Here is an 18,852-nt window from a genome sequence, read left to right as displayed (position 1 = left end):
CTAAATCTCTTACCGGTAACCAACCTCCCAAACTCCAAGGAGTGATCATGAGTCTCCACGGTCATTACGATCCGCAGAACATCTTTGCGCTGATCCTTCGCGGCGATGCGCCGTGCTACAAGATTTATGAAGACGCCGATGTGTTGGCCTTCCTGGATCTCTTCCCTCAATCGCGCGGGCATGTCCTGGTCATTCCCAAAGCCTCCCAGGCGCGAAATATCCTCGAGGTCGAGACCGCCGTCCTGGGGGCGATGATGTCTGCCGTGCAGCGCCTGACGCGGATCATCGTGGACGAATTGCAGCCGGACGGGGTTCAGGTCGCGCAGTTCAATGGTGCTGTGGCCGGGCAAACGGTCTATCACATTCACATGCACATCATTCCTCGCTGGGACGGTGAAGCACCCGGTATACATGGCAGGGGCAAGGCCGATCCCGAAGAGCTGGAAGCACTCCAGGCGCGTCTAGTCGAGCGCATTCGCTCAGAAGCCTGATGCTGGGCAGGACGCCGTAAGGGGCACAGGGCGTGCCCCACTCATCAAAATGCTCGGCGACCTTGCCACAACGTCCAAGGCTGTGCACCCCACCACAAAACCTATCAACAATGGGCTACCAAATCCCTGGCCAACCGCTACCATTGCGCGCTGATCTCCCAATACCCCGGACCTCACCTTCATGAAATTGCGCCTGCTGACCGCCGCCTTGTTTTTCACCTGCACCCTGACTCACGCCGCTGAATCGAAACCCGTTCCGAAAGCCCTGGAAGTACAGATCGGGCACTTGGTAGCGCTCATCAAGGACAGCTATGCCACCGGCTATCCCGAAGCGACGCTGGTGCAGACGCTGGACACCGGCGAGGACAGTCAGGTCACCCTTGCGGTCTTCACCATCGAGGGTTTCGGTATGGGCAACAACTACAGCCAATACCTGGCGGCCTTTACGCCCGAAGAGAACGAAGAAGGTGTGCTGCACTACAGCCTGTTGGACGTGATGCGCATCGGTGGCGACAGCTGGCGTGCCATCGACAAACTGGATGCCAAGCTGGTCAGCGACCCGACCGGGGAGCAGACCCTGATCGACATTCCCGTGATGGAGAATACCGACGAGGACGCGCCGAACTTCCCAAGCAAGGCCGCCGTGATTCACTTGTCGCTGGACGGATCACAGGCAGTGCGATTGGTCGAGATCAAGTAAAGCGGATTTATGCGATTGCGATATGAGTGCTATGTAATTGGCATGGTTTATCGATTAATGCAGCAAGGTTAATTTGTTTCTCTACGATATCAATCGAGAGGAAAGCCAAATGACTCTGCGTTCAACCGGTAGCCTTTGTTTTGCGCTATGCGCGGCGGCGCCTTTTGTCGACGCCGCCAGTACAGAAAGCACCAGCGAGTCCCGGACTTCGCAACAGATCAGTCGGGCCGGCAGCCAAGCGTCGGTCGCAGGCCCGGCGGACTCTTTCACCGGGCGCGTGCGGGTCGATCCTCTGTTCCCGGCAACCGATGAAATCGATGCTTCCGGCGCCTACGTCAGCTTCGAACCGGGCGCGCGTTCGGCCTGGCATACCCATCCTGCCGGACAGCGGTTGGTGGTGATTTCCGGTGTCGGTCTGACGCAGGAATGGGGCAAACCTGTGCAGCAGATCCTCCCGGGCGATGTGATCGTCTGCCCGCCTGGCGTCAAGCACTGGCATGGTGCCGCGCCGACGAGCGCCATGACCCACTTGGCCGTGACTGGCACGGTGGAGGGCAAAAACGTGGAGTGGCTGGAGAAGGTCAGCGAAGAACAATACAGCGCCGCTGGAGTGTCGACGCCATCGACCAAGCCGGATGCCGTGGCGGTTTCGCAAACCCTATCGGCCAAGCAGCAAGCCATACCGCTGATTGCCGCCGCCATGGCGACGAGCAACATGCCCGGCCTCAATACCGCCTTGAATCAAGGGCTGGATGCCGGCCTCTCCGTCAGTGAGGCGAAGGAAATCCTGGTGCAGCTTTACGCCTACAGTGGCTTTCCCCGCAGCCTCAACGCCCTCGGCGAATTGATGAAAGTGGTGCAGGCGCGCAAGCAACGCGGCGTCCAGGACGACCCGGGGCGCGAGCCCGTTCGCCTGATCCCTACCGGCGATGCGCTGCTGGCGGCGGGCAAGGCCAATCAGACGCGCATTGCCGGTGCGCCCGTCCAGGGACCGTTGTTCGACTTCGTCCCAGTCATCAACCAGTACTTGCAGACGCACCTGTTCGGCGACATTTTCGAGCGTGACAACCTGGACTGGCAAAGCCGTGAGCTGGCGACAGTCGCCGCGCTGGCGGTCACCCCCGGTGTGGAGTCACAACTGCGCTCGCACATGGCCGCCAGCCTGCGCGTCGGCTTGAGCGCCGCGCAACTGCGGCAACTGATCCAGCTACTGGGCGAGCAGGGCGATGCCGCCGCGGCCAAGCGCGCCGCCGAAGCATTGGACACCGTCCAGGCCAGTCAACCCTCGTAGCGCAAGGCTTCGCGCAGCAGCGTGAAGGCCGGTGAACTTTGGCGGCGACTGGGATAGTAGAGGTGGTAGCCGGAAAACGGCTCGCACCAATCTTCCAGCACCCGAATCAACCGGCCTTGCGCGACAGCATCCTGCACCAGGTCCTCCGGCATGAAGGCCAACCCCAAGCCTTGCAGCGCAGCCTCCAGGCGCATCGCGATGGTGTTGAACACCAACTGGCCTTCCACCCGGACTTTCAGTTCCTGTCCGTTTTTCTCGAACTCCCAGATGTAGAGGCCGCCATGGGTCGGCATGCGCAGGTTGATGCAATTGTGCGCCGTGAGGTCTTCGGGAATGACTGGCTTGGGGTACCGGCCGAAATACGCCGGCGAGCCCACCACCGCCATGCGCATGTCAGGGCCGATGCGCAGGGCAATCATGTCCTTGGCCACCTGCGGACCCAGCCGCACACCGGCATCGAAACCCTCCGCGACGATATCGGTAAAGCCATAGTCGACGATGATTTCGATATTGAGGTCGGGATGGTCAGGTAGCAGCCTGGCGAGAACGGATTGCAGGATGGTGATCGCGGAGTGCTCACCGGCAGTGATGCGCAGCTTACCCGCCGGCTTATCGCGAAACTCACTGAGCATCGCCATCTCGTTATCGATCTCTTCGAAGCGCGGCGCGACCACCCGCAACAGGTGTTCACCGGCTTCGGTCGGGGCGACACTTCGAGTGGTTCGCGACAACAACCTGACCCCCAGCCGCTCCTCCAACTGACGCATCGCCCGGCTCAGCGCCGGTTGCGACATGCCCAGTTTGGCGGCTGCGCGAGTGAAGCTACGCTCCTGGGCTACGGCGGCGAAGATGGCGAGTTGGTCGTAGCGTTCGGTGGTCATTGATCCGTCTCTGGTATGAGCAGGCTTGGATTATGACATCTATTGTATTAATTGGTTGAGCCATTTGAAGTTGGGATCTGCCAGGAAAATTGACTGCTATAGTCCACTGGCACCCCCTGATGAACTTGTTGTACGTGAGGCGCTAAGCGCTATAAAAAATTATTTAAGTTGGCTAATTGTTATATCGAACAAGGAGAGGGGCGATATGCGTAGGGCCATGGCATTTTTGGTACTGTTGATGAGTGCCTCGAATACACTTTTTGCGAGTCAATTTACAGGAGAGCTGAAGCTACTCCCTGAAGGCTGCCAATTTACCAAGGAGCGAAAGTGTCAGTTAGGATCGATGCTTACGTTCAAATCGCCAAATGGCTTGGTTTGGCAAACCGATATTTGGAAAGCAGGCAATCATGAGTCAGGAACCACGGATGGCGCGTCGATCCCCAAATGGGCGCAACCTATAATAGGTGATGCTTACGACGCGTCTTTCTTGAAAGCGGCAATTGTTCATGATCATTATTGCTACGAAGAAAATCGGGTCCGGTCGTGGGTTGAAACGCATCGGATGTTTTATTACGCGCTCATCGATCTTGGTATTGATAAAGTCAAGGCGAAAACAATGTATTTTGCTGTCTTTACTTTTGGACCTCACTGGAGGGATGTTGTCGAGGGAGAGAAGTGTGGTGAAAATTGCATCAAGACTTTAGCTCCTTCTGGACTGGTTTCAGAAGAAAGCCAACTCAATTGGGATAATTCAATAACGACGACACAAAATTTCAAGGCGGCTCTTGAGGCGGATCCGAGCATGAGTCTCAATGAAATCGAAGCTTATGCCGAATCGGCCAAGCCAAATGATTTTTACGTTGGTCAGGGGAGTACGTATGTTCCCGAGGGCGTGAATGATCCCAATTTATTACAGAAATATTAGTCGAGTGGAGAGGGCGATCCAAGATCGTTCATTTCCCCTCGCTCCGCAGCTTGCGCCTGCAACCGTCTCCCAATCATATCGCACCCGTCGCGCAGCGCTTCGGTGGGGGAATGGTTGAACGAGCTTGTCGTAGGAATCGACGGAGCGAATATTCCCCATTGACTTGCAGGACATTTCCTAGAAAATTCCAGCCTCTTGCGCCTGCTGATTCCGGTGCCTAGTCTTTGTCCACCGCTGCCAATTCAGCGGTCGGGTTTAGTCGCTCGGTATTTCGTTAGGCGCAAGGTCTCCTTGAAGTCAGGCTACGGTTTTCTCGCTGATTTTATGGTGGCTGTGCGCAGGGCACTTTCGGGTGCGCCGGTTTCCTAACGTCCCGGTCGACTAACCTGCGCACAGCCGCCACCCCACTTCGTTTAGTCGCGAACAGTGGCGGATCCGACTGACGTTAGGAGGTCCATATGGACAAACTCATCCCCGACCCACCCGTTCCACCGCTGCACCTGGACATCGCAGCCGACGTCAACGCCGAACGCGTTATCGATTCCTATCTGAACCCCAAGCCCGCCCAGCCTGACAAGAAGCCACCTCCGGAGCAGCTATTCACCGTCGTGGAGGATGTCGATGCTGAAAGCCTGTTGGCCAACCTCAGCGAAACCTTGGCCTCCGCCAATGCCATGGCCGGCGATTTGGCGTTCGACCTGGAGGATTCTCGACGGCATGTTGCACTAGGGTTGCAACAGTTGATCGAGCTGGGTCAGCTATTGGCAAACCGGGCGCTGGATGTCATCGACCCTAGATAGACGTTCGTAACTGGCGTGGGATAGACCCCATTTTTCCAAGATAAATCGGGTCGGAAGCAGGGCAGCTTCCGACCCAAAACACCCGCTTGCAGATCATCCCCAAGCGCTCAGCGCTCATACCTGATCCATGTCCTCCGTCACCCCCCGATCCTCACCCAGGAACCCACCACTCTGATGGTGCCACAGCCGCGCATAAATACCGTTCTTGGCGAGCAATTCAGCGTGAGTACCCTGTTCAATGATGCGTCCATCATCCATGACAATCAGTCGATCCATCGCCGCAATCGTGGACAGTCGATGAGCAATGGCGATGACAGTTTTACCCTGCATCATTTCATCGAGGCTTTCCTGGATGGCCACTTCGACTTCCGAATCCAGGGCGCTGGTCGCCTCGTCGAGGAGCAGGATCGGGGCGTTCTTGAGCATCACACGAGCAATCGCGATGCGCTGGCGCTGACCGCCCGACAGCTTGATGCCGCGCTCGCCCACCAAGGTGTCGTAGCCGCTATGACCCTGGCGGTCGCTCAGTTGGCTGATGAACTCATCGGCTTGGGCATTGGCCGCGGCACGGCGGATTTGTGCGTCGCTCGCGTCGGGTCGGCCATAGGCGATGTTGTCGCGAATGGAGCGGTGCAGCAGGGACGTATCCTGGGTGACCATGCCGATGGCGCTGCGCAGGCTGTCTTGCGTCACGTGGGCAATGTCCTGCCCGTCAATGCGAATCTGCCCGCTGTCGACATCATAGAAACGCAGCAGCAAGTTGATGAGCGTGGATTTGCCCGCGCCGGAGCGGCCTACCAGGCCGATTTTTTCGCCCGGGCGAATGTTCAGGCTCAAGCCATCGAGCACCTGGCGTTCACCGTTGTAGTTGAAGCTCACCTTGTCGAAGGTGACCGCTCCGCCAGAGGTCGCCAGCTCCCCGGCGTCCGGCGCATCCTGCACCTTGGGGCCGCGGGTCAGGGTGGCCATGCCGTCCTGCAAGGTGCCGATGCTCTCGAACAGCGAGGTCATTTGCCACATGATCCAGTGCGACATGCCGTTGATACGCAACGCCATGGCGGTAATCGCCGCCACGGCACCGGCGCCGACGTCGCCCTGGTGCCACAGCCAAAGCGCATAACCGCCTGCAGCCATGATCAACCCCACCACCAACGCTTGGTTGACGATTTCGAATTGGCTGACCAGGCGCATCTGGCGAAAGCCGGTCTGCTTGAAGTCCTCCATGGCCGCGCGCGCGAAGTGCGCTTCACGGTTGGAATGGGAGAACAGCTTCACGGTGGTGATGTTGGTGTAGGCGTCTGAGATCCGTCCGGTCATCGAGGAGCGCGCATGGGCCTGTTCCTGCCCGACTTTCCCCAAGCGGGGCACGAAGTAGAGCATGGCCAGCCCGAACAACACGATCCAGGCAAGGAACGGCAGCATCAGTTTCAGGGCGAAGCCGCCGGCCAATGCGATGATCGCAATGAAATACACGCCGATGCCGGGTGCGATCTCGATCAGAGTGAACAGCACGTCGCGCACGGCCAGCGCAGTCTGCATCACCTTGGTGGTGACCCGGCCGGAGAACTCATCGGAAAAAAACGACAGGCTTTGGCGCAGCATCAGGCGGTGAAAGTCCCAACGCAGCCGCAACGGCAGATTGATCGCCAATACCTGGTGCTGCACCATGGTCCGCAATGCCACCAGCCCGATGCTCGCCACCATGACGATGCCCATGCCCCATAGCACGCGACTTTCCTGCGCCGCCGCCTCACCACCGGCTTGCCAGGTCGAGAGCAGATCCACGACCTGACCGAGGAAGGAAAACAGCCAGGCTTCGTAGATCGACACACCGGCGCTGAGCAGCGCAAACGCAAGGATATAGCCGCGGGCGCCCCGTGTGCAGGCCCACAGAAACCGGGCCAGGCCTTCGGGGGGCGGCGGTACCTCGTCGGGTGGGAAGGGGTCGAGTCTTTGTTCAAACACGCGAAGCATGGTGGTCTCCAGAACGATCAATTAAGGAGATTCTGCCATTTAAAGGTGGCTTTGAGGGTTCTGTGGAGTGGTGGGTATGGTTCTATTGGCATGCTGCTCAAGATATTGGGTTGCCGGGAGGGGAGCTAAGCTACGTATTGACATATCGAAAAATCTCGATATTCTCGAGGCATGGAATTGATCGAAATATTCAAAGCACTCTCAAACCCTACACGCCTGCAAATCTTGAAAGGCTTGAAGGATCCCGCAAAGAACTTCCCTCCACAGGATGAAGGTGACGTTCTCACGGTGGGTGTCTGCGTCAGCAGTATTCAAGAAGGTATCGGACTGTCGCAGTCAACGGTGTCTGGTTACCTTGCAACGCTGCAACGAGTGGGCTTGGTCGAAGTCCGGCGCGTCGGTCAGTGGACCTACTACAAGCGCAATGAAGCAACCATCAGGGCGCTTGCCGAGGTCATAGGGAAAGAGCTGTAATTTTTTACCGTAGCATATCGAGATATCTCGATATTCCTTTTTGTAGATTCGAGGATTTTACGATGAAAGCAATGGTACTTAAATCATTCGGCGGGTCGGGATCGTTCGAACTCTGCGATGTGCCCAAGCCTGTGCCGCACACGGGGCAAGTCCTGGTCCGGGTACACGCAACCTCCATCAATCCGTTGGATTACCAGGTTCGACGCGGCGATTATCCCGACCTGGTGCAACTGCCGGCCATTACCGGACACGATGTATCGGGTGTCGTCGAAGAAGTTGGGCCAGGCGTGACAGCCTTCGCTCCAGGAGACGAAGTCTGGTACACCCCGCAAATATTTGACGGGCCAGGCAGTTATGCCGAGTACCACGTTGCTGCTGAAACCATCATCGGGAAGAAGCCACCCTCGCTAAGCCATCTGGAGGCGGCAAGTCTGAGTTTGGTTGGCGGGACGGTGTGGGAAGCATTGATCGTGCGTGCGGCGCTCAGAGTGGGGGAAAGCATTCTGATCCACGGCGGCGCGGGAGGCGTCGGTCATGTGGCGATCCAGATGGCAAAAGCCATGGGGGCACGGGTGTTCACGACCGTGCGCGAGGCAAACGCTGAGTTCGCACGGAGTCTGGGGGCCGATGTGGTCATCCATTACGAAAAAGAGGATTACGTCGACGCCATCATGCGGGAAACGGGGGGCCGCGGAGTTGATGTTGTGTTCGACACCATCGGCGGCAATACCTTGTCGCGCAGCCCCGACGCGCTGGCACAGCTTGGCCGCGTTGTCTCGATCGTGGACATTGCACAGCCACAAAACCTTGTCCAGGCCTGGGGCAAGAACGCGAGTTATCACTTCGTTTTCACAAGGCAGAACCGCGGCAAGCTCGATGAGTTGAGCGCATTGGTCGCGCGAGGTCAGCTGCGGCCACATGTTGGCGCTGTCTATTCGCTTGCCGACATTGCACTTGCCCATGCCCGGCTGGAGAGTCCCAACAACGGCGTTCAAGGAAAAATCGCGATAGCAGTCGAGCCATCGCTCATCGCCTAAGTGCGCACTTTTAACCGTTCAAGTCATCTTCGAGGAACGCCATGATTTATGAGGTCGCTCTGCTCCCCATTCACAAAGAACGCATTGAAATGTTCAGGCGTGCATTTGCCGAGGTCGCTCCTTTGCTCACCCGCGCAAAGGGTTACTGCGGTCACCTGCTAGCGCAAGGGATTGAGTCCCCCCAACAATTCAACCTGATCGTGCGATGGCAATCGCTCGAGGATCACACGCCGGGTTTCGAAGAGAGTGAAGACCATCGGATGTTCATGATGGGTTTGGAGGACTATTTTTCGGAAGAACCGAGGGTCTACCATATTGACGGGACAGCGTCCTGCTCACCGTTTCTGACCGAGCAGTGGTCGAATTGACCGCCCTCAGGGATTGGAGCTCATCCGGCCCCGGATCGCCATGCGCAGACAACCCCAGGCGATGAATCCGATGATCAACACCTCGGCCATGCCCACCAGCATGTTGAATGAGAAGGTGAGCGGTTGCTCGGCCCAGTAGAAAGTTGTCGTGCCCGTTCGACCGCCGACACGCAGCCGCCCGGCAAACAGAGCGGGCACCAATGCGATGACGCGACTCAGCTCCAATAGTGCCAGGAAAACACCCATTAGAAGGAGCAGGGCGCGTGCGGGCGTGCCGAGTTTTTCGGTGACCTCATGGGAAGGCGTGGGCCCCTTGGCTTTGCGCTGCCTGGCTTCCCTCACCGCCTTACCGCTGGTTGGGGCTGGAGCAGGCCTGTAGGTAACCTTCTTCACTCCCGCCGCCGAACCCACCACGACTTCGGTGGGCACTGCCACGTTCAGGTAGTCGGCCAGCTCTCGCAGCCACACGTCGGTGCGTTTACTACCCGGCACTACCGGAACGTTGTCGGTCGTCAGGCGGTGTTCGCTGCCATCGCGCATCACCAGCCACAATTGGGTGTAAGCCGGTTCGGCATCTTGGCGGCGGCGAAGCTCGAGGCATTTGGGGGTATCGATTCTGAACACTGAATGCACACGCTCGCGGCGCCCAAAAAAGTTTTGGGTGCGGCGCTTGCCTTCACCGTCGCATCGCGATAACTGCAAAGTCTCGCGGATGCCGGTGTACACCATCAGGAGTAGGCCGAGTGCGGGAATCAACAGCAACCCGAGCACGATCAGCAGTGAGGACAGTGGATCGACGTCAATCAGCGGCGTGCCCCCATCAGCGATCACAAATACGGCGAACGCCACCGGCAAGATGAAGGCAAGCGCGCCTGTCAGCAGCACGAAGGCGCTCTGCACCCGGTTGCGCGAGTGGATGTGCAGGTCATCCTGGGCGGTGCGCTCGAAGCGATGTCCAATCAACATGCAGATCTCCTGGTGCGCCGCTTTTAGATCGATCAAGGGGACGTGACAATCGGTTGCACGTCGCAGGCCTGGATCGTGTTTTACGCCGCGCAGAATACCTCATGCCCAGACATAATCACTCCGCACTCAACTCCCACAACACATCCAGCACATGTTGCGTAGGCCGTTCGATCTCCTGACTGCGGTGGGCGATACCCAGTTGACGCCACAATAAGGGCTTTAGTGGCCGCATGACGATCCTGTTATCGAGCAATGGCGTGGCCGCCTCATGGGGCAACAACGTCGCACCATATCCGGCCGCCACCAGACTTTTGATCGCGTCGTTGTAGTTCAGTTGGATACGCGGCGCAGGCTGTTGCCCATCACTGGCGAACCACTCCGCCGTCAAGCGCGAAAGGCGTGTGGTGGTGTCGTTCAAAATCAACGGCTGAGCGGCCAACCAAACGGGGGTCACAACCTCCGGGGACTCCCAGCGAGCCGGCAGGAACGCCATGACCGGGTCCCGTCGCCACGGCTCGATCCGCAAGCCCTTCACCGGCGGCTGCGGCAGCGCAACCAAGCCAACCTCCAAAGCGCCCTCGGCAAGTTTCTTCAAGGTTTCCTGGGAGGTGAGCACCGCGACTTGTACATCGATCGCGGGGTGACGTTGGCTCAACGTCTCCAACGCATGCGGCAGCAACTGTGCGATGGCACCCGTGGAGGCGCCTAGCCGCACACGCCCGGCCAACCCTTGAACCTGACGTTCAACGTCTTCAAGCGCCTGCTCTGCGTCTGCCAATAGGCGCCGCGCGCGTTCCACCAATGTGTTCCCTATCGCTGAAGGCTGAACGCGCCCGCGGGTGCGCGACAACAGCTTGCCGCCTACGCGCGCCTCCAGGTCGGCGATATGCAGACTGACGGTGGGTGGTGCAAGGTGCAGCGCACGGGCGGCCTCGGCAAACGACCCCAGGTCGGCAATCGCTACCAAGGTGCGCAGACGGTCGAGGCTGATTTCGCGCATGAGGGATTCCTTGTTCAGAAAAACTGAATTTCATCGTTTATAAATTCAACTTTTCCTATCTTAGAGCCTCGCTGAAGATTGGGCTCCTGATTTCCAATGTCCGAGAGCATTCCATGGCAAGTCCCCTTGTATTCATCGATGGCGACCAAGGCACCACCGGGCTGCAAATCCATCAACGTCTGCGCGAGCGCAGCGATCTGCGGCTTTTCACCCTCAGCCCTGAACATCGCAAGGATCCGCAACGTCGCGCCGAAGCCATCAACCACTGCGACATCGCGATTCTCTGCTTGCCCGACCAAGCCGCACGCGACGCGGTAGCGACCATCGAAAACTCCGCCGTTCGGGTGATCGATGCGAGCTCGGCGCACCGCACCCATCCAGACTGGACCTATGGATTCGCAGAGATGAACCCGCAACAGGCCCAACGCATCGCCGCTGCGCGCCGGGTCAGCAATCCCGGTTGCTACCCAACGGGGGCGATCGGGTTGCTGCGTCCATTGCTGGAGGCCGGATTAGTGCCCAGGGATTACCCGCTGAACATTCATGCCGTGTCGGGTTATTCCGGAAAAGGACGCGTCGGCGTGCAAGAGCATGAGGGCGCAGGCGCAGCACAGGCGTCGGCGTTTCAGGTCTATGGGCTGGGGCTGGCACACAAGCATATTCCGGAGATTCAGCAGCAAAGCGGGCTGACGGAGCGGCCGATGTTCGTGCCGGCCTATGGCGCTTTTCGGCAGGGGATCGTGCTGACCATTCCCTTGCAAACCCGATTGCTGGCGCCAGGCGTGAGCGCGGTGCAGTTGCATGGATGTTTGATGCAGCACTACGCCGATGCGCACCATGTACAGGTGATGTCGATGCAGGAATCCAAGGAGATGACGTCCCTTGATCCTCAAGCGCTTAACGGAACCGATGATTTGCGATTGTCGGTGTTTGAGAATGATGAGACCGGGCAGGTTTTGCTGGCTGCGGTGTTTGACAATCTTGGGAAGGGCGCCGCTGGCGCGGCGGTGCAGAATCTGGACTTGATGCTTGCAGGCGCATGACCGCGCAAATCAGCTCGCTGCCCTGACTTCAATGGGTAGCGGGAATATTCTGTTTGGGCATGAAGAATCGAGCAAAGAGCTCAGATTGTGACTTGATATTTAATTTTGCGTAAATGTTGCGGCGGTGAACTTTTATGGTCTCCGCCGAGAGGGACAGCTTTCCGGCTATCTCTTTATTGGAGAAGCCGCTGAGCAATAAACGGAGTACATCACTCTCGCGTGCTGTTATTTGGGTGCCAAGTTGATTGACCGTTTCCGGCCACAGAGGCGGTTCAGCCGGAGTTTTCTCTACGTCAACTTCAAAACCCATGCGCTGATGCATTAATGCAGTCACCCACGGTTTGATGATGTCAAGCATGGTTATTTGTTCTTGGCTAAAGCGAACTTTGCTGCCGATGGAAATGCACAACGTTCTGTCGGGGTCGAGCTGGACATTGTACTGTGCCTCATCCATGGAGATGTATTGTGCAAAATACTTGTGGTAGTACTCGGTTTCAAGAAAGTATGCCGGTGCAATATCCAATAGGTGGAAGAAACCACTCTGTGGATTTTCCCGATTGGCTATATAGAACGGATCCAGCAAGTAAAGACCCTTCACATAGCGATGAATGAACGCGTCGACTTCTTCCGCGTCTGCTATCTCAGGAAGGCTAACGACCTGCACGTGTTGATTGCTGAAAATCAATACAACCCAATTATCGATCTGTACATATTCATTTAATGTGCGAACAAGTGAACTCCAGAAATCTGGACGGTTCAGCTGCATGATCAGCTTCCCAATCGATCGATGCCAAGCCAGGCTGTGGAGGTCAAACGGCATTTTCTACCCCTTTAGGGTTAGGGATTCGCAGGTCAAAGGTAAGTATTCGTAGGTATTTACTATTCGGTAACACCCGGTATATTCGCTGCCAGGGTTAACGATGGCCATGAGGGCATATCGTCTTGACAAGGATGTTGCATGAGAAAGTCACATTTGCGAACCATTTTTTCCGCCTCGCTTCTCTGTGCAGGGATAAGCACATCAGTAGCGGCTGTAGAGCCCGGGATGTATCTGTATAACTGGTTCGGGTTGCTTGCGCCGGAGACGCCAAAAGAGTTTGAACAGGAAACTGGCACGAGCGTGCATATGGATGCGTTCGACAGCGCCGAAATCATGCAGAGCAAGGTCATGGCTGGGCGCACCGGTTATGACGTGGTTGTGGCGACCTCCAATGTGTTGCCCAGCCTGATCCAGGCGGGAGTCCTTCAGCCGTTGGATCGTAGTCAACTGAGTAACTTTTCACATATCGATCCTGATCTCTTGGCACAGCTCGCGGTCAATGACCCTGGTAACCGCTACGCCGTACCTTATCTATGGGGCACTACCGGCATTGGTTATGACGTTGACAAAGTCAGGGTGGCATTGGGTGATAGTGCTCCGGTGAATAGTTGGGACCTGATCTTCAAAGAAGAAAACATTAGCAAGCTCCAGTCATGTGGTGTGGCAATGCTTGACTCTCCAAGTGAGATCATTTCCATTGCCTTGAATTACCTTGGACTCCCTAGCAACAGCAAGAACCCGGAGGATTACCAGAAAGCTCAGGCTTTGCTGTTGAAAATCCGTCCTTATGTCCTCTATTTCGACTCGTCCAGAATCGACGCCGACCTGGCTGACGGCAATATTTGTGCAGTTGTGGGATGGGCCAATGGCGCCCTTGCGGCACAGGCCATCAACGAGAAGACCAACACAGGGCGCAAGATCGCCTACAGCCTGCCTCGCGAAGGAGCGCTGTCCTGGTCGGAGAATCTGGTTTTGCTGAAAGATGCTCCCCATCCCAAGGAAGGCATGGCGTTCATTAATTATATGATGCGACCAGAAGTTATCGCCAAGACCTCAAACCACACGCTATACCCTAACGCCAATAAGGATGCCGCCGAGTTTGTCGAGCAGAAGCTGCGAGACAATCCTTGGATTTATCCAGACAAAAAAACGGTCGCAACACTTATTCCGCTTGAGCCACTGCCATTGAAGTTGGAGCGGATCCGCACGCGGATCTGGACCAAAGTGAAGAGTGGTGTCTGATCTGACTTGATTTGCATGTCTGGAAAGTAAGACGCAAACGCCGATATACAGGGATGCTGGGCGGGTGGGTGAGTACCTGTTAATCCATCAACCCAGTATTACTCAGGGTCTTCCGGTCCATTGCGCCGCCTTATGTAAGAAGAGAACAGCGGATGTTCAGCCCAGCCAATCAAACGCACTTCAGTTTGACCATCGACGGTTTTGAGCACGATTTTCAAGTGCTCGCATTCACTGGAGAAGAGGCGATCAGCAGGCCTTACCTCTTCAACGTGGAATTTGTTAGCGAGCGGCCTGACCTGGATCTCGAAAACCTCTTCGACGTAGAGGCTTTTCTGACCTTCGACGCGAAGGGCAACGGCATTCATGGACGGGTCTACCACATCGCTCAAAGCAGTAACGGTGAGCGTTTGACGCGCTACAGGCTGGCCCTCGTACCGCACCTGTCCTACTTGCGCCATCGCATCAGCCAGAGGATCTATCAACAGTTCTCGGTGCCGAAAATCGTCGCCTTGGTACTGGAAGAGCACGGCATTCTGGGCGACGCCTATCGGTTTCATCTGGGGGCGACCTACCCCGAGCGTGACTACTGTACCCAGTACGACGAAACGGATTTGCACTTCATTCAGCGCTTGTGCGAAGAAGAGGGTATCCACTTTCACTTCCAGCACAGCGCTCATGGCCACGTGCTGGTCTTTGGCGATGATCAGGCGGTTTTTCCCAATATTGGCCAACCCACTGCTTATGGCCATGAGAGCGATAGGGTGGCCAACGAGCCATTGATCAAACGCATCAACCTGCGTCTGGGACAGCTCACCAGTCGTATCTCGCAGCGCAATCATGATTTCGAGCAATATCTGGACAATGAGAAAGATGACAGACCGGAGCGTTTCACCGGTCATGAGCACGGCAAGCAGATACGCCTTCGGACTATGGAGCGCCGCCATGTGGCCTATCGACAAGCCGAGGGGCAAAGTGACCAGACTCGGTTAGTCAGCGGCCACGTGCTGGAAATCTCAGGCCATCCGCGCCAAGAGTGGAACACTCTATGGCTACTGACCCAGGTCATCCACGAAGGTCGGCAACCACAGGTGTTGGGTGAGGACGTCGCCAGTGACAACACTGGGAACGACGATGACTTTCATCAGGGTTACCGCAACCGCTTTGTCGTTCTTCCGTGGAATGTTTCCTATCGTCCGCCGTTGGCTCACAAGAAGCCTCAGGTACCAAGCCTCCAGACCGCTGTAGTCGTCGCTTTGGAAGGCGAGGGGATCCAGAGCGATCGGCGCTTCGGGCGGATCAAGGTCAAGTTCCCCTGGGACCGCGAAGATAGATTTGACGACAAGAGTCATTGTTGGCTGAAGGGAACCGCCGATTGGAGTTGTGAGATGGGGCCGCCTCGGACGGGCATGGAAGTCGTGGTTACATTTCTTGAGAATGACCCTGATCAGCCGGTGGTCAGCGGTTGTCTGTGTTGTCGCTAAGGGGGACAGACCCTTACATTGATGTTGCTGAGCGCCAGTTTTTGGCCGATTGCTGCCAGTCACAAGTGACTGCAATCGACTTTGGTGACCTTACGAACTGCCTTCGCTACGGATCACTCTATAGGCGCACATCAAAGAGGTTGCCTATACCGCAGAGCGGTCTGCGCGGGTTAATCTACGACCACAAACGATCATATCGCAGCGTCGGTCGGGTGCCTTTACTGTCTTCCCGAGCCGACATCACACAGACATTCGTCAGGATTTACCATGGGCGAAACACAAATGATCCGCCAAGCAGTTGCAGACGATGAAGTAGCAGTGCGTGCTTGTGCCGAGAAAGCGTATGCCCAGTATGTTTCGGTAATAGGACGAAAGCCTGCACCGATGTTAGCGGATTTCGGTGCTCAGATCGCAGCCGGTTTTGTGCACCTTTCAGTCGGAGAACAAGACGAATTGCGAGGCTTCATCGTCTTCTTTCCTGTGGGTCAGCAGATGTTTCTCGAAAATGTAGCCGTGTCCAAAGAAGGTCGTGGGAAAGGGATCGGCAAAGCACTCATTCAATTTTGCGAGGCGCAGGCGACGCGCTTGGGCTTTGGTAGCGTTTGTCTCTATACGAATGTGAAGATGACCGACAATCTGTCAATTTATCCTCGACTTGGTTACGTCGAAGTCCAGCGGCGCTCGGAGGATGGATTTGATCGTGTCTACTTTGAAAAACGTTTGGGTTGACACTTTTTCAAGATCAAAGTCGTGGTAACCACTGATTGCACATGGCCGATTTCTGCCTGCCGCGATTGCCATGGATGCCCGCTTCAGCGCCCTCGCTGCCGGAGGCAAGGCAGACCTCTTTGATGCAACGAACCGGGTTGTTCGATGAGTCGAGTCACGACGAGCATTGTGGTCGCTGTCATGCCTCAGACCGGCGGCAGCGCCGCAAGGTGTGGAGAGTCGCCGAAGTACTCGATCAGGAGTTCGGTGAGGACCCGTATCTTGCGTGCGGGATGCTGGCCTGACGGGCGAATGACATAGGCACCTGCCGGGGGCGGTGGATGACGCGTCATGATCGGCACCAGTGCCCCCGAGGCCACATGTTCAAAGGTGAGGCAATCGGGCAGGTAAGCGATCCCAAGGCCTGCTGTTGCCGCAGCGACTAACGCGATGCCGTTGTCGGCTTTGAAGCGGCCCTGCGGACGAACCGTGATGATCTTGTCCCCATCCATGAATTGCCAGGCTTCTGTGCTCTGCATCAGGGCCTGATGGGCGACAATCTCCTCCGGCGTCTCAGGTGATCCGTGCGCCTTGATGTAGTCCGGACTGGCGAGGAGCTTCCCATAGATCGGGCCGATGCGCCTTGCGATCAAGTTGGAGTCCTGAAGGTAGCCAACCCGTATCGCACAATCGTAACCCTCCGTGATGAGGTCAACGAAACGATCGCTGTAGCAGGTCTGGATATGAAGCTGGGGGTGGCGTCGTGCCATTTCCGCGAGCACGGGCGCGAAATGCGTCGGGCCGAAAGAGAGTGGTACGGCGACTCGCAAACGGCCACGAAGGGCTCCGGCGGGCAGGATCGTTTCCTTGGCTATGTCGATCTCGGCGCAGACTCTGGCGGCGTAGTCGCGGAACGTAGCCCCGGCTTCTGTGAGAGCCGCCCCGCGTGTGGATCGTGCAAGCAACTGGACGCCAAGTTCCGTTTCAAGCCGAACGAGCCTGCGACTGACGATCGATTTGGACACGCCAAGCCGAAGCGCGGCAGGTGAAATGCCCCCCGCATCAGCCACTTCGACGAAGGTCTGCAGCTCTTCAATGTCCATTCCAGCGTTCCCCATTTTGCGACACAGCTCGCCTCGCAATGCTACTACTGCACCGAATAGGGGAACAGCACAATGCTGCTTCCGGGCAACGTCGCCGCTGGTGCATGTCTCCCGGAAAATCATTTCTCCCACAAGCGTGGATTACCCATAAAAGGATTTGCCAATGGCAAGCGAGAATATCCGCAACCCGCAGACCGACCAACTCCTGTCCCCCGAGAACTCGGCATTGATCATCATCGACTACCAGCCGATCCAGGTCTCCTCGATTCGCTCGATGTCCCGTGACGAGCTCGTCTTCAACATAACGAGCGTCGCCAAGGCGGCGGTCAATTACAATCTTCCGATTATTCACTCGACCGTCAACGTCGCGACCGGCCGCAACAAACCACCGATCCAGGAGCTGCAGGACGTGCTCGGCCATCTGCCAACCTATGACCGCACCTCGATCAACAGCTGGGAAGACACAGAGTTCAAGCAGGCGGTCAAAGCGATCGGCCGCAGGAAGCTCATCATGACTGCGCTCTGGACCGAAGCATGCCTGACGTTCCCGGTACTCGACGCGATTCAGGAAGGTTATGAAGTCTATGTGCCGGTCGATGCGGTCGGCGGCACGTCACTGGCCGCGCACGAGGCGGCGTTGCGCCGAATGGAACAGGCGGGCGCGAAGCTCATCAGCCGCGTGCAGATGTACTGCGAACTCCAGCGCGACTGGGCGCGAGCGTTGACCGTTCCCGGCTTCATGGGTGTCTTCGATAACTTCGATGGTTTCAACGCCGAAAAGGCCCATGGAGGCACGCGCTAAGAACGCCTGACTGATACGTGATGAAAGTGGCGTTCGCGAATGCGGCCGCTACTTTCATTTCCATAATCGGCGTTGATGGTCTTGCATTGGTGCTCAAGTAAAATAACAAGGAACCCTCAAAAATGCCCACCGCCCACGTCTTCATCGCCACCAGCCTGGATGGCTTCATCGCTCGCCCCGACGGTGACATCGACTGGCTTCTACAACGTGACGACCCATCCGAAGACCACGGCTATTCAGCCTTCATCGCCGACAAGGAGGTGATCGTGATGGGGCGCGGGAGCTATGAAAAGGTGCGGACCTTCGACACCTGGTTCTACGACCGGCCCGTGATAGTGCTGTCCGAACAGCTAGCCGATTCGCCAGTGCCCGAGGCGTTGGAGGGCAAGCTGCGTTTCTCCGATCTGGCCCCCAAGGATTTGATGGCTGAGCTGGAGAGTCAAGGCGTGCAGCGCGTCTATGTGGATGGTGGGCGGGTGGTGCAGTCGTTCCTGCGCGATGGGTTGGTCACCGATATGGTGATCACCACCGTTCCTGTATTGATCGGCTCGGGGCGGCCGTTGTTTGGCGGGCTTGAGCGGGATGTGGATTTGAAACTGGTATCCAGCCGCAGCTTTCCTTCGGGGCTGGTGCAGTCCACCTACAGACTGGTCCTATGACTGGCGATTCAATGCCACACAACCGGTGGGGCTTGACAGCCATGGGATACTGAAAGCGTAGCCACATCCATCGCGGCTTCATCCCGT

Annotated in this window: 20 protein-coding genes; 14 read left to right on the top strand and 6 right to left on the bottom strand. The window is 57.1% G+C overall.

The annotated features are described in order from the left end of the window. The first annotated feature begins 47 nt into the window (after window positions 1-47). The 3 genes from F7R20_RS00455 (at window position 48) to F7R20_RS00445 (ending at window position 2,482) form a co-directional block, all read left to right on the top strand. Window positions 48-491, top strand: coding sequence for an HIT family protein (locus tag F7R20_RS00455; protein ID WP_003201216.1), 444 nt, complete (start codon window positions 48-50; stop codon window positions 489-491). A 181-nt stretch (window positions 492-672) separates the two neighbouring features. Further along, window positions 673-1,191 (top strand): hypothetical protein, encoded by a 519-nt coding sequence (locus F7R20_RS00450; RefSeq protein WP_003201219.1) that lies wholly within the window; start codon window positions 673-675, stop codon window positions 1,189-1,191. A gap of 109 nt (window positions 1,192-1,300) precedes the next feature. Continuing rightward, a complete protein-coding gene (locus F7R20_RS00445; protein ID WP_003201222.1) occupies window positions 1,301-2,482 on the top strand; it encodes a (R)-mandelonitrile lyase in 1,182 nt (393 codons plus the stop codon). Here F7R20_RS00445 and F7R20_RS00440 read toward each other — a convergent pair. Next, complete coding sequence (locus F7R20_RS00440; protein ID WP_003201226.1) at window positions 2,470-3,363, bottom strand: LysR family transcriptional regulator; 894 nt, start codon at window positions 3,361-3,363, stop codon at window positions 2,470-2,472. The genes F7R20_RS00445 and F7R20_RS00440 overlap by 13 nt on opposite strands. A gap of 205 nt (window positions 3,364-3,568) precedes the next feature. Here F7R20_RS00440 and F7R20_RS00435 point away from each other — a divergent pair, with 205 nt between their 5' ends. After that, the gene (locus F7R20_RS00435) at window positions 3,569-4,288 is read left to right on the top strand and encodes a DUF1353 domain-containing protein (protein ID WP_013693176.1); all 720 of its coding nucleotides are present in this window, start codon (window positions 3,569-3,571) and stop codon (window positions 4,286-4,288) included. A gap of 458 nt (window positions 4,289-4,746) precedes the next feature. Further along, window positions 4,747-5,088 (top strand): DUF6124 family protein, encoded by a 342-nt coding sequence (locus F7R20_RS00430; RefSeq protein ID WP_003201229.1) that lies wholly within the window; start codon window positions 4,747-4,749, stop codon window positions 5,086-5,088. Window positions 5,089-5,202: 114 nt separating this feature from the next. Here the strand turns inward: F7R20_RS00430 and F7R20_RS00425 are convergent, their stop codons facing one another. Continuing rightward, window positions 5,203-7,062, bottom strand: coding sequence for an ABC transporter ATP-binding protein (locus tag F7R20_RS00425; RefSeq protein WP_003201232.1), 1,860 nt, complete (start codon window positions 7,060-7,062; stop codon window positions 5,203-5,205). Between the two features lie 171 nt (window positions 7,063-7,233). Here F7R20_RS00425 and F7R20_RS00420 point away from each other — a divergent pair, with 171 nt between their 5' ends. The 3 genes from F7R20_RS00420 to F7R20_RS00410 all read left to right on the top strand — a co-directional run bounded on the left by F7R20_RS00420 (window position 7,234) and on the right by F7R20_RS00410 (window position 8,941). Continuing rightward, on the top strand, window positions 7,234-7,536 hold the full coding sequence (locus tag F7R20_RS00420) for an ArsR/SmtB family transcription factor (protein WP_003201234.1): 303 nt from the start codon (window positions 7,234-7,236) through the stop codon (window positions 7,534-7,536). 62 nt (window positions 7,537-7,598) lie between these two features. Next, the gene (locus F7R20_RS00415; RefSeq protein WP_003201236.1) at window positions 7,599-8,573 is read left to right on the top strand and encodes a zinc-dependent alcohol dehydrogenase family protein; all 975 of its coding nucleotides are present in this window, start codon (window positions 7,599-7,601) and stop codon (window positions 8,571-8,573) included. 41 nt (window positions 8,574-8,614) lie between these two features. Beyond that, window positions 8,615-8,941 carry an antibiotic biosynthesis monooxygenase family protein gene (locus tag F7R20_RS00410; protein ID WP_013693180.1) on the top strand — a complete coding sequence of 109 codons (327 nt, stop codon included), beginning with the start codon at window positions 8,615-8,617 and terminating at the stop codon, window positions 8,939-8,941. Between the two features lie 6 nt (window positions 8,942-8,947). Here the strand turns inward: F7R20_RS00410 and F7R20_RS00405 are convergent, their stop codons facing one another. Both F7R20_RS00405 and F7R20_RS00400 read right to left on the bottom strand, forming a co-directional pair. Next, on the bottom strand, window positions 8,948-9,907 hold the full coding sequence (locus F7R20_RS00405; RefSeq protein WP_003201239.1) for a hypothetical protein: 960 nt from the start codon (window positions 9,905-9,907) through the stop codon (window positions 8,948-8,950). 115 nt (window positions 9,908-10,022) lie between these two features. Then, a complete protein-coding gene (locus tag F7R20_RS00400) occupies window positions 10,023-10,907 on the bottom strand; it encodes a LysR family transcriptional regulator (protein WP_003201241.1) in 885 nt (294 codons plus the stop codon). A gap of 113 nt (window positions 10,908-11,020) precedes the next feature. Here F7R20_RS00400 and argC point away from each other — a divergent pair, with 113 nt between their 5' ends. Then, complete coding sequence (gene argC / locus F7R20_RS00395) at window positions 11,021-11,950, top strand: N-acetyl-gamma-glutamyl-phosphate reductase (protein ID WP_003201243.1); 930 nt, start codon at window positions 11,021-11,023, stop codon at window positions 11,948-11,950. A 28-nt stretch (window positions 11,951-11,978) separates the two neighbouring features. Here argC and F7R20_RS00390 read toward each other — a convergent pair whose 3' ends face one another. Beyond that, the gene (locus F7R20_RS00390; protein ID WP_003201246.1) at window positions 11,979-12,770 is read right to left on the bottom strand and encodes a helix-turn-helix transcriptional regulator; all 792 of its coding nucleotides are present in this window, start codon (window positions 12,768-12,770) and stop codon (window positions 11,979-11,981) included. Between the two features lie 138 nt (window positions 12,771-12,908). Here F7R20_RS00390 and F7R20_RS00385 point away from each other — a divergent pair, with 138 nt between their 5' ends. The 3 genes from F7R20_RS00385 (at window position 12,909) to F7R20_RS00375 (ending at window position 16,222) form a co-directional block, all read left to right on the top strand. Then, window positions 12,909-14,012, top strand: coding sequence for a polyamine ABC transporter substrate-binding protein (locus F7R20_RS00385; RefSeq protein ID WP_003201249.1), 1,104 nt, complete (start codon window positions 12,909-12,911; stop codon window positions 14,010-14,012). 152 nt (window positions 14,013-14,164) lie between these two features. Beyond that, window positions 14,165-15,493, top strand: a complete 1,329-nt coding sequence (gene tssI / locus F7R20_RS00380) for a type VI secretion system tip protein TssI/VgrG (protein WP_003201251.1) — start codon at window positions 14,165-14,167, stop codon at window positions 15,491-15,493. Window positions 15,494-15,760: 267 nt separating this feature from the next. After that, window positions 15,761-16,222 carry a GNAT family N-acetyltransferase gene (locus F7R20_RS00375; protein WP_033028104.1) on the top strand — a complete coding sequence of 154 codons (462 nt, stop codon included), beginning with the start codon at window positions 15,761-15,763 and terminating at the stop codon, window positions 16,220-16,222. A gap of 185 nt (window positions 16,223-16,407) precedes the next feature. Here the strand turns inward: F7R20_RS00375 and F7R20_RS00370 are convergent, their stop codons facing one another. Continuing rightward, a complete protein-coding gene (locus tag F7R20_RS00370; RefSeq protein ID WP_003201254.1) occupies window positions 16,408-17,304 on the bottom strand; it encodes a LysR family transcriptional regulator in 897 nt (298 codons plus the stop codon). Window positions 17,305-17,467: 163 nt separating this feature from the next. On the opposite strand from F7R20_RS00370, the gene F7R20_RS00365 reads away from it, so the two are divergent. Further along, window positions 17,468-18,106, top strand: a complete 639-nt coding sequence (locus F7R20_RS00365) for a hydrolase (protein ID WP_003201256.1) — start codon at window positions 17,468-17,470, stop codon at window positions 18,104-18,106. A gap of 122 nt (window positions 18,107-18,228) precedes the next feature. After that, complete coding sequence (locus tag F7R20_RS00360; RefSeq protein ID WP_003201258.1) at window positions 18,229-18,765, top strand: dihydrofolate reductase family protein; 537 nt, start codon at window positions 18,229-18,231, stop codon at window positions 18,763-18,765. The last annotated feature ends 87 nt before the right edge of the window (window positions 18,766-18,852 follow it).

This window comes from Pseudomonas brassicacearum subsp. brassicacearum, from assembly GCF_008801605.1.
Taxonomy (GTDB): domain Bacteria; phylum Pseudomonadota; class Gammaproteobacteria; order Pseudomonadales; family Pseudomonadaceae; genus Aquipseudomonas; species Aquipseudomonas brassicacearum.
The sequence above is the reverse complement of the archived record's forward strand: the minus strand, read 5'-3'. Positions and strand labels throughout refer to the sequence as shown.

Coding starts and splice junctions, on each gene's coding strand:
- argC (WP_003201243.1), top strand. CDS start 11,021: ATGGCAAGTCCCCTTGTATTCATCGATGGCGACCAAGGCACCACCGGG.
- F7R20_RS00445 (WP_003201222.1), top strand. CDS start 1,301: ATGACTCTGCGTTCAACCGGTAGCCTTTGTTTTGCGCTATGCGCGGCG.
- F7R20_RS00375 (WP_033028104.1), top strand. CDS start 15,761: ATGGGCGAAACACAAATGATCCGCCAAGCAGTTGCAGACGATGAAGTA.
- F7R20_RS00405 (WP_003201239.1), bottom strand. CDS start 9,907: ATGTTGATTGGACATCGCTTCGAGCGCACCGCCCAGGATGACCTGCAC.
- F7R20_RS00455 (WP_003201216.1), top strand. CDS start 48: ATGAGTCTCCACGGTCATTACGATCCGCAGAACATCTTTGCGCTGATC.
- F7R20_RS00365 (WP_003201256.1), top strand. CDS start 17,468: ATGGCAAGCGAGAATATCCGCAACCCGCAGACCGACCAACTCCTGTCC.
- F7R20_RS00435 (WP_013693176.1), top strand. CDS start 3,569: ATGCGTAGGGCCATGGCATTTTTGGTACTGTTGATGAGTGCCTCGAAT.
- F7R20_RS00360 (WP_003201258.1), top strand. CDS start 18,229: ATGCCCACCGCCCACGTCTTCATCGCCACCAGCCTGGATGGCTTCATC.
- tssI (WP_003201251.1), top strand. CDS start 14,165: ATGTTCAGCCCAGCCAATCAAACGCACTTCAGTTTGACCATCGACGGT.
- F7R20_RS00420 (WP_003201234.1), top strand. CDS start 7,234: ATGGAATTGATCGAAATATTCAAAGCACTCTCAAACCCTACACGCCTG.
- F7R20_RS00430 (WP_003201229.1), top strand. CDS start 4,747: ATGGACAAACTCATCCCCGACCCACCCGTTCCACCGCTGCACCTGGAC.
- F7R20_RS00390 (WP_003201246.1), bottom strand. CDS start 12,770: ATGCCGTTTGACCTCCACAGCCTGGCTTGGCATCGATCGATTGGGAAG.
- F7R20_RS00400 (WP_003201241.1), bottom strand. CDS start 10,907: ATGCGCGAAATCAGCCTCGACCGTCTGCGCACCTTGGTAGCGATTGCC.
- F7R20_RS00415 (WP_003201236.1), top strand. CDS start 7,599: ATGAAAGCAATGGTACTTAAATCATTCGGCGGGTCGGGATCGTTCGAA.
- F7R20_RS00370 (WP_003201254.1), bottom strand. CDS start 17,304: ATGGACATTGAAGAGCTGCAGACCTTCGTCGAAGTGGCTGATGCGGGG.
- F7R20_RS00410 (WP_013693180.1), top strand. CDS start 8,615: ATGATTTATGAGGTCGCTCTGCTCCCCATTCACAAAGAACGCATTGAA.
- F7R20_RS00385 (WP_003201249.1), top strand. CDS start 12,909: ATGAGAAAGTCACATTTGCGAACCATTTTTTCCGCCTCGCTTCTCTGT.
- F7R20_RS00440 (WP_003201226.1), bottom strand. CDS start 3,363: ATGACCACCGAACGCTACGACCAACTCGCCATCTTCGCCGCCGTAGCC.
- F7R20_RS00425 (WP_003201232.1), bottom strand. CDS start 7,062: ATGCTTCGCGTGTTTGAACAAAGACTCGACCCCTTCCCACCCGACGAG.
- F7R20_RS00450 (WP_003201219.1), top strand. CDS start 673: ATGAAATTGCGCCTGCTGACCGCCGCCTTGTTTTTCACCTGCACCCTG.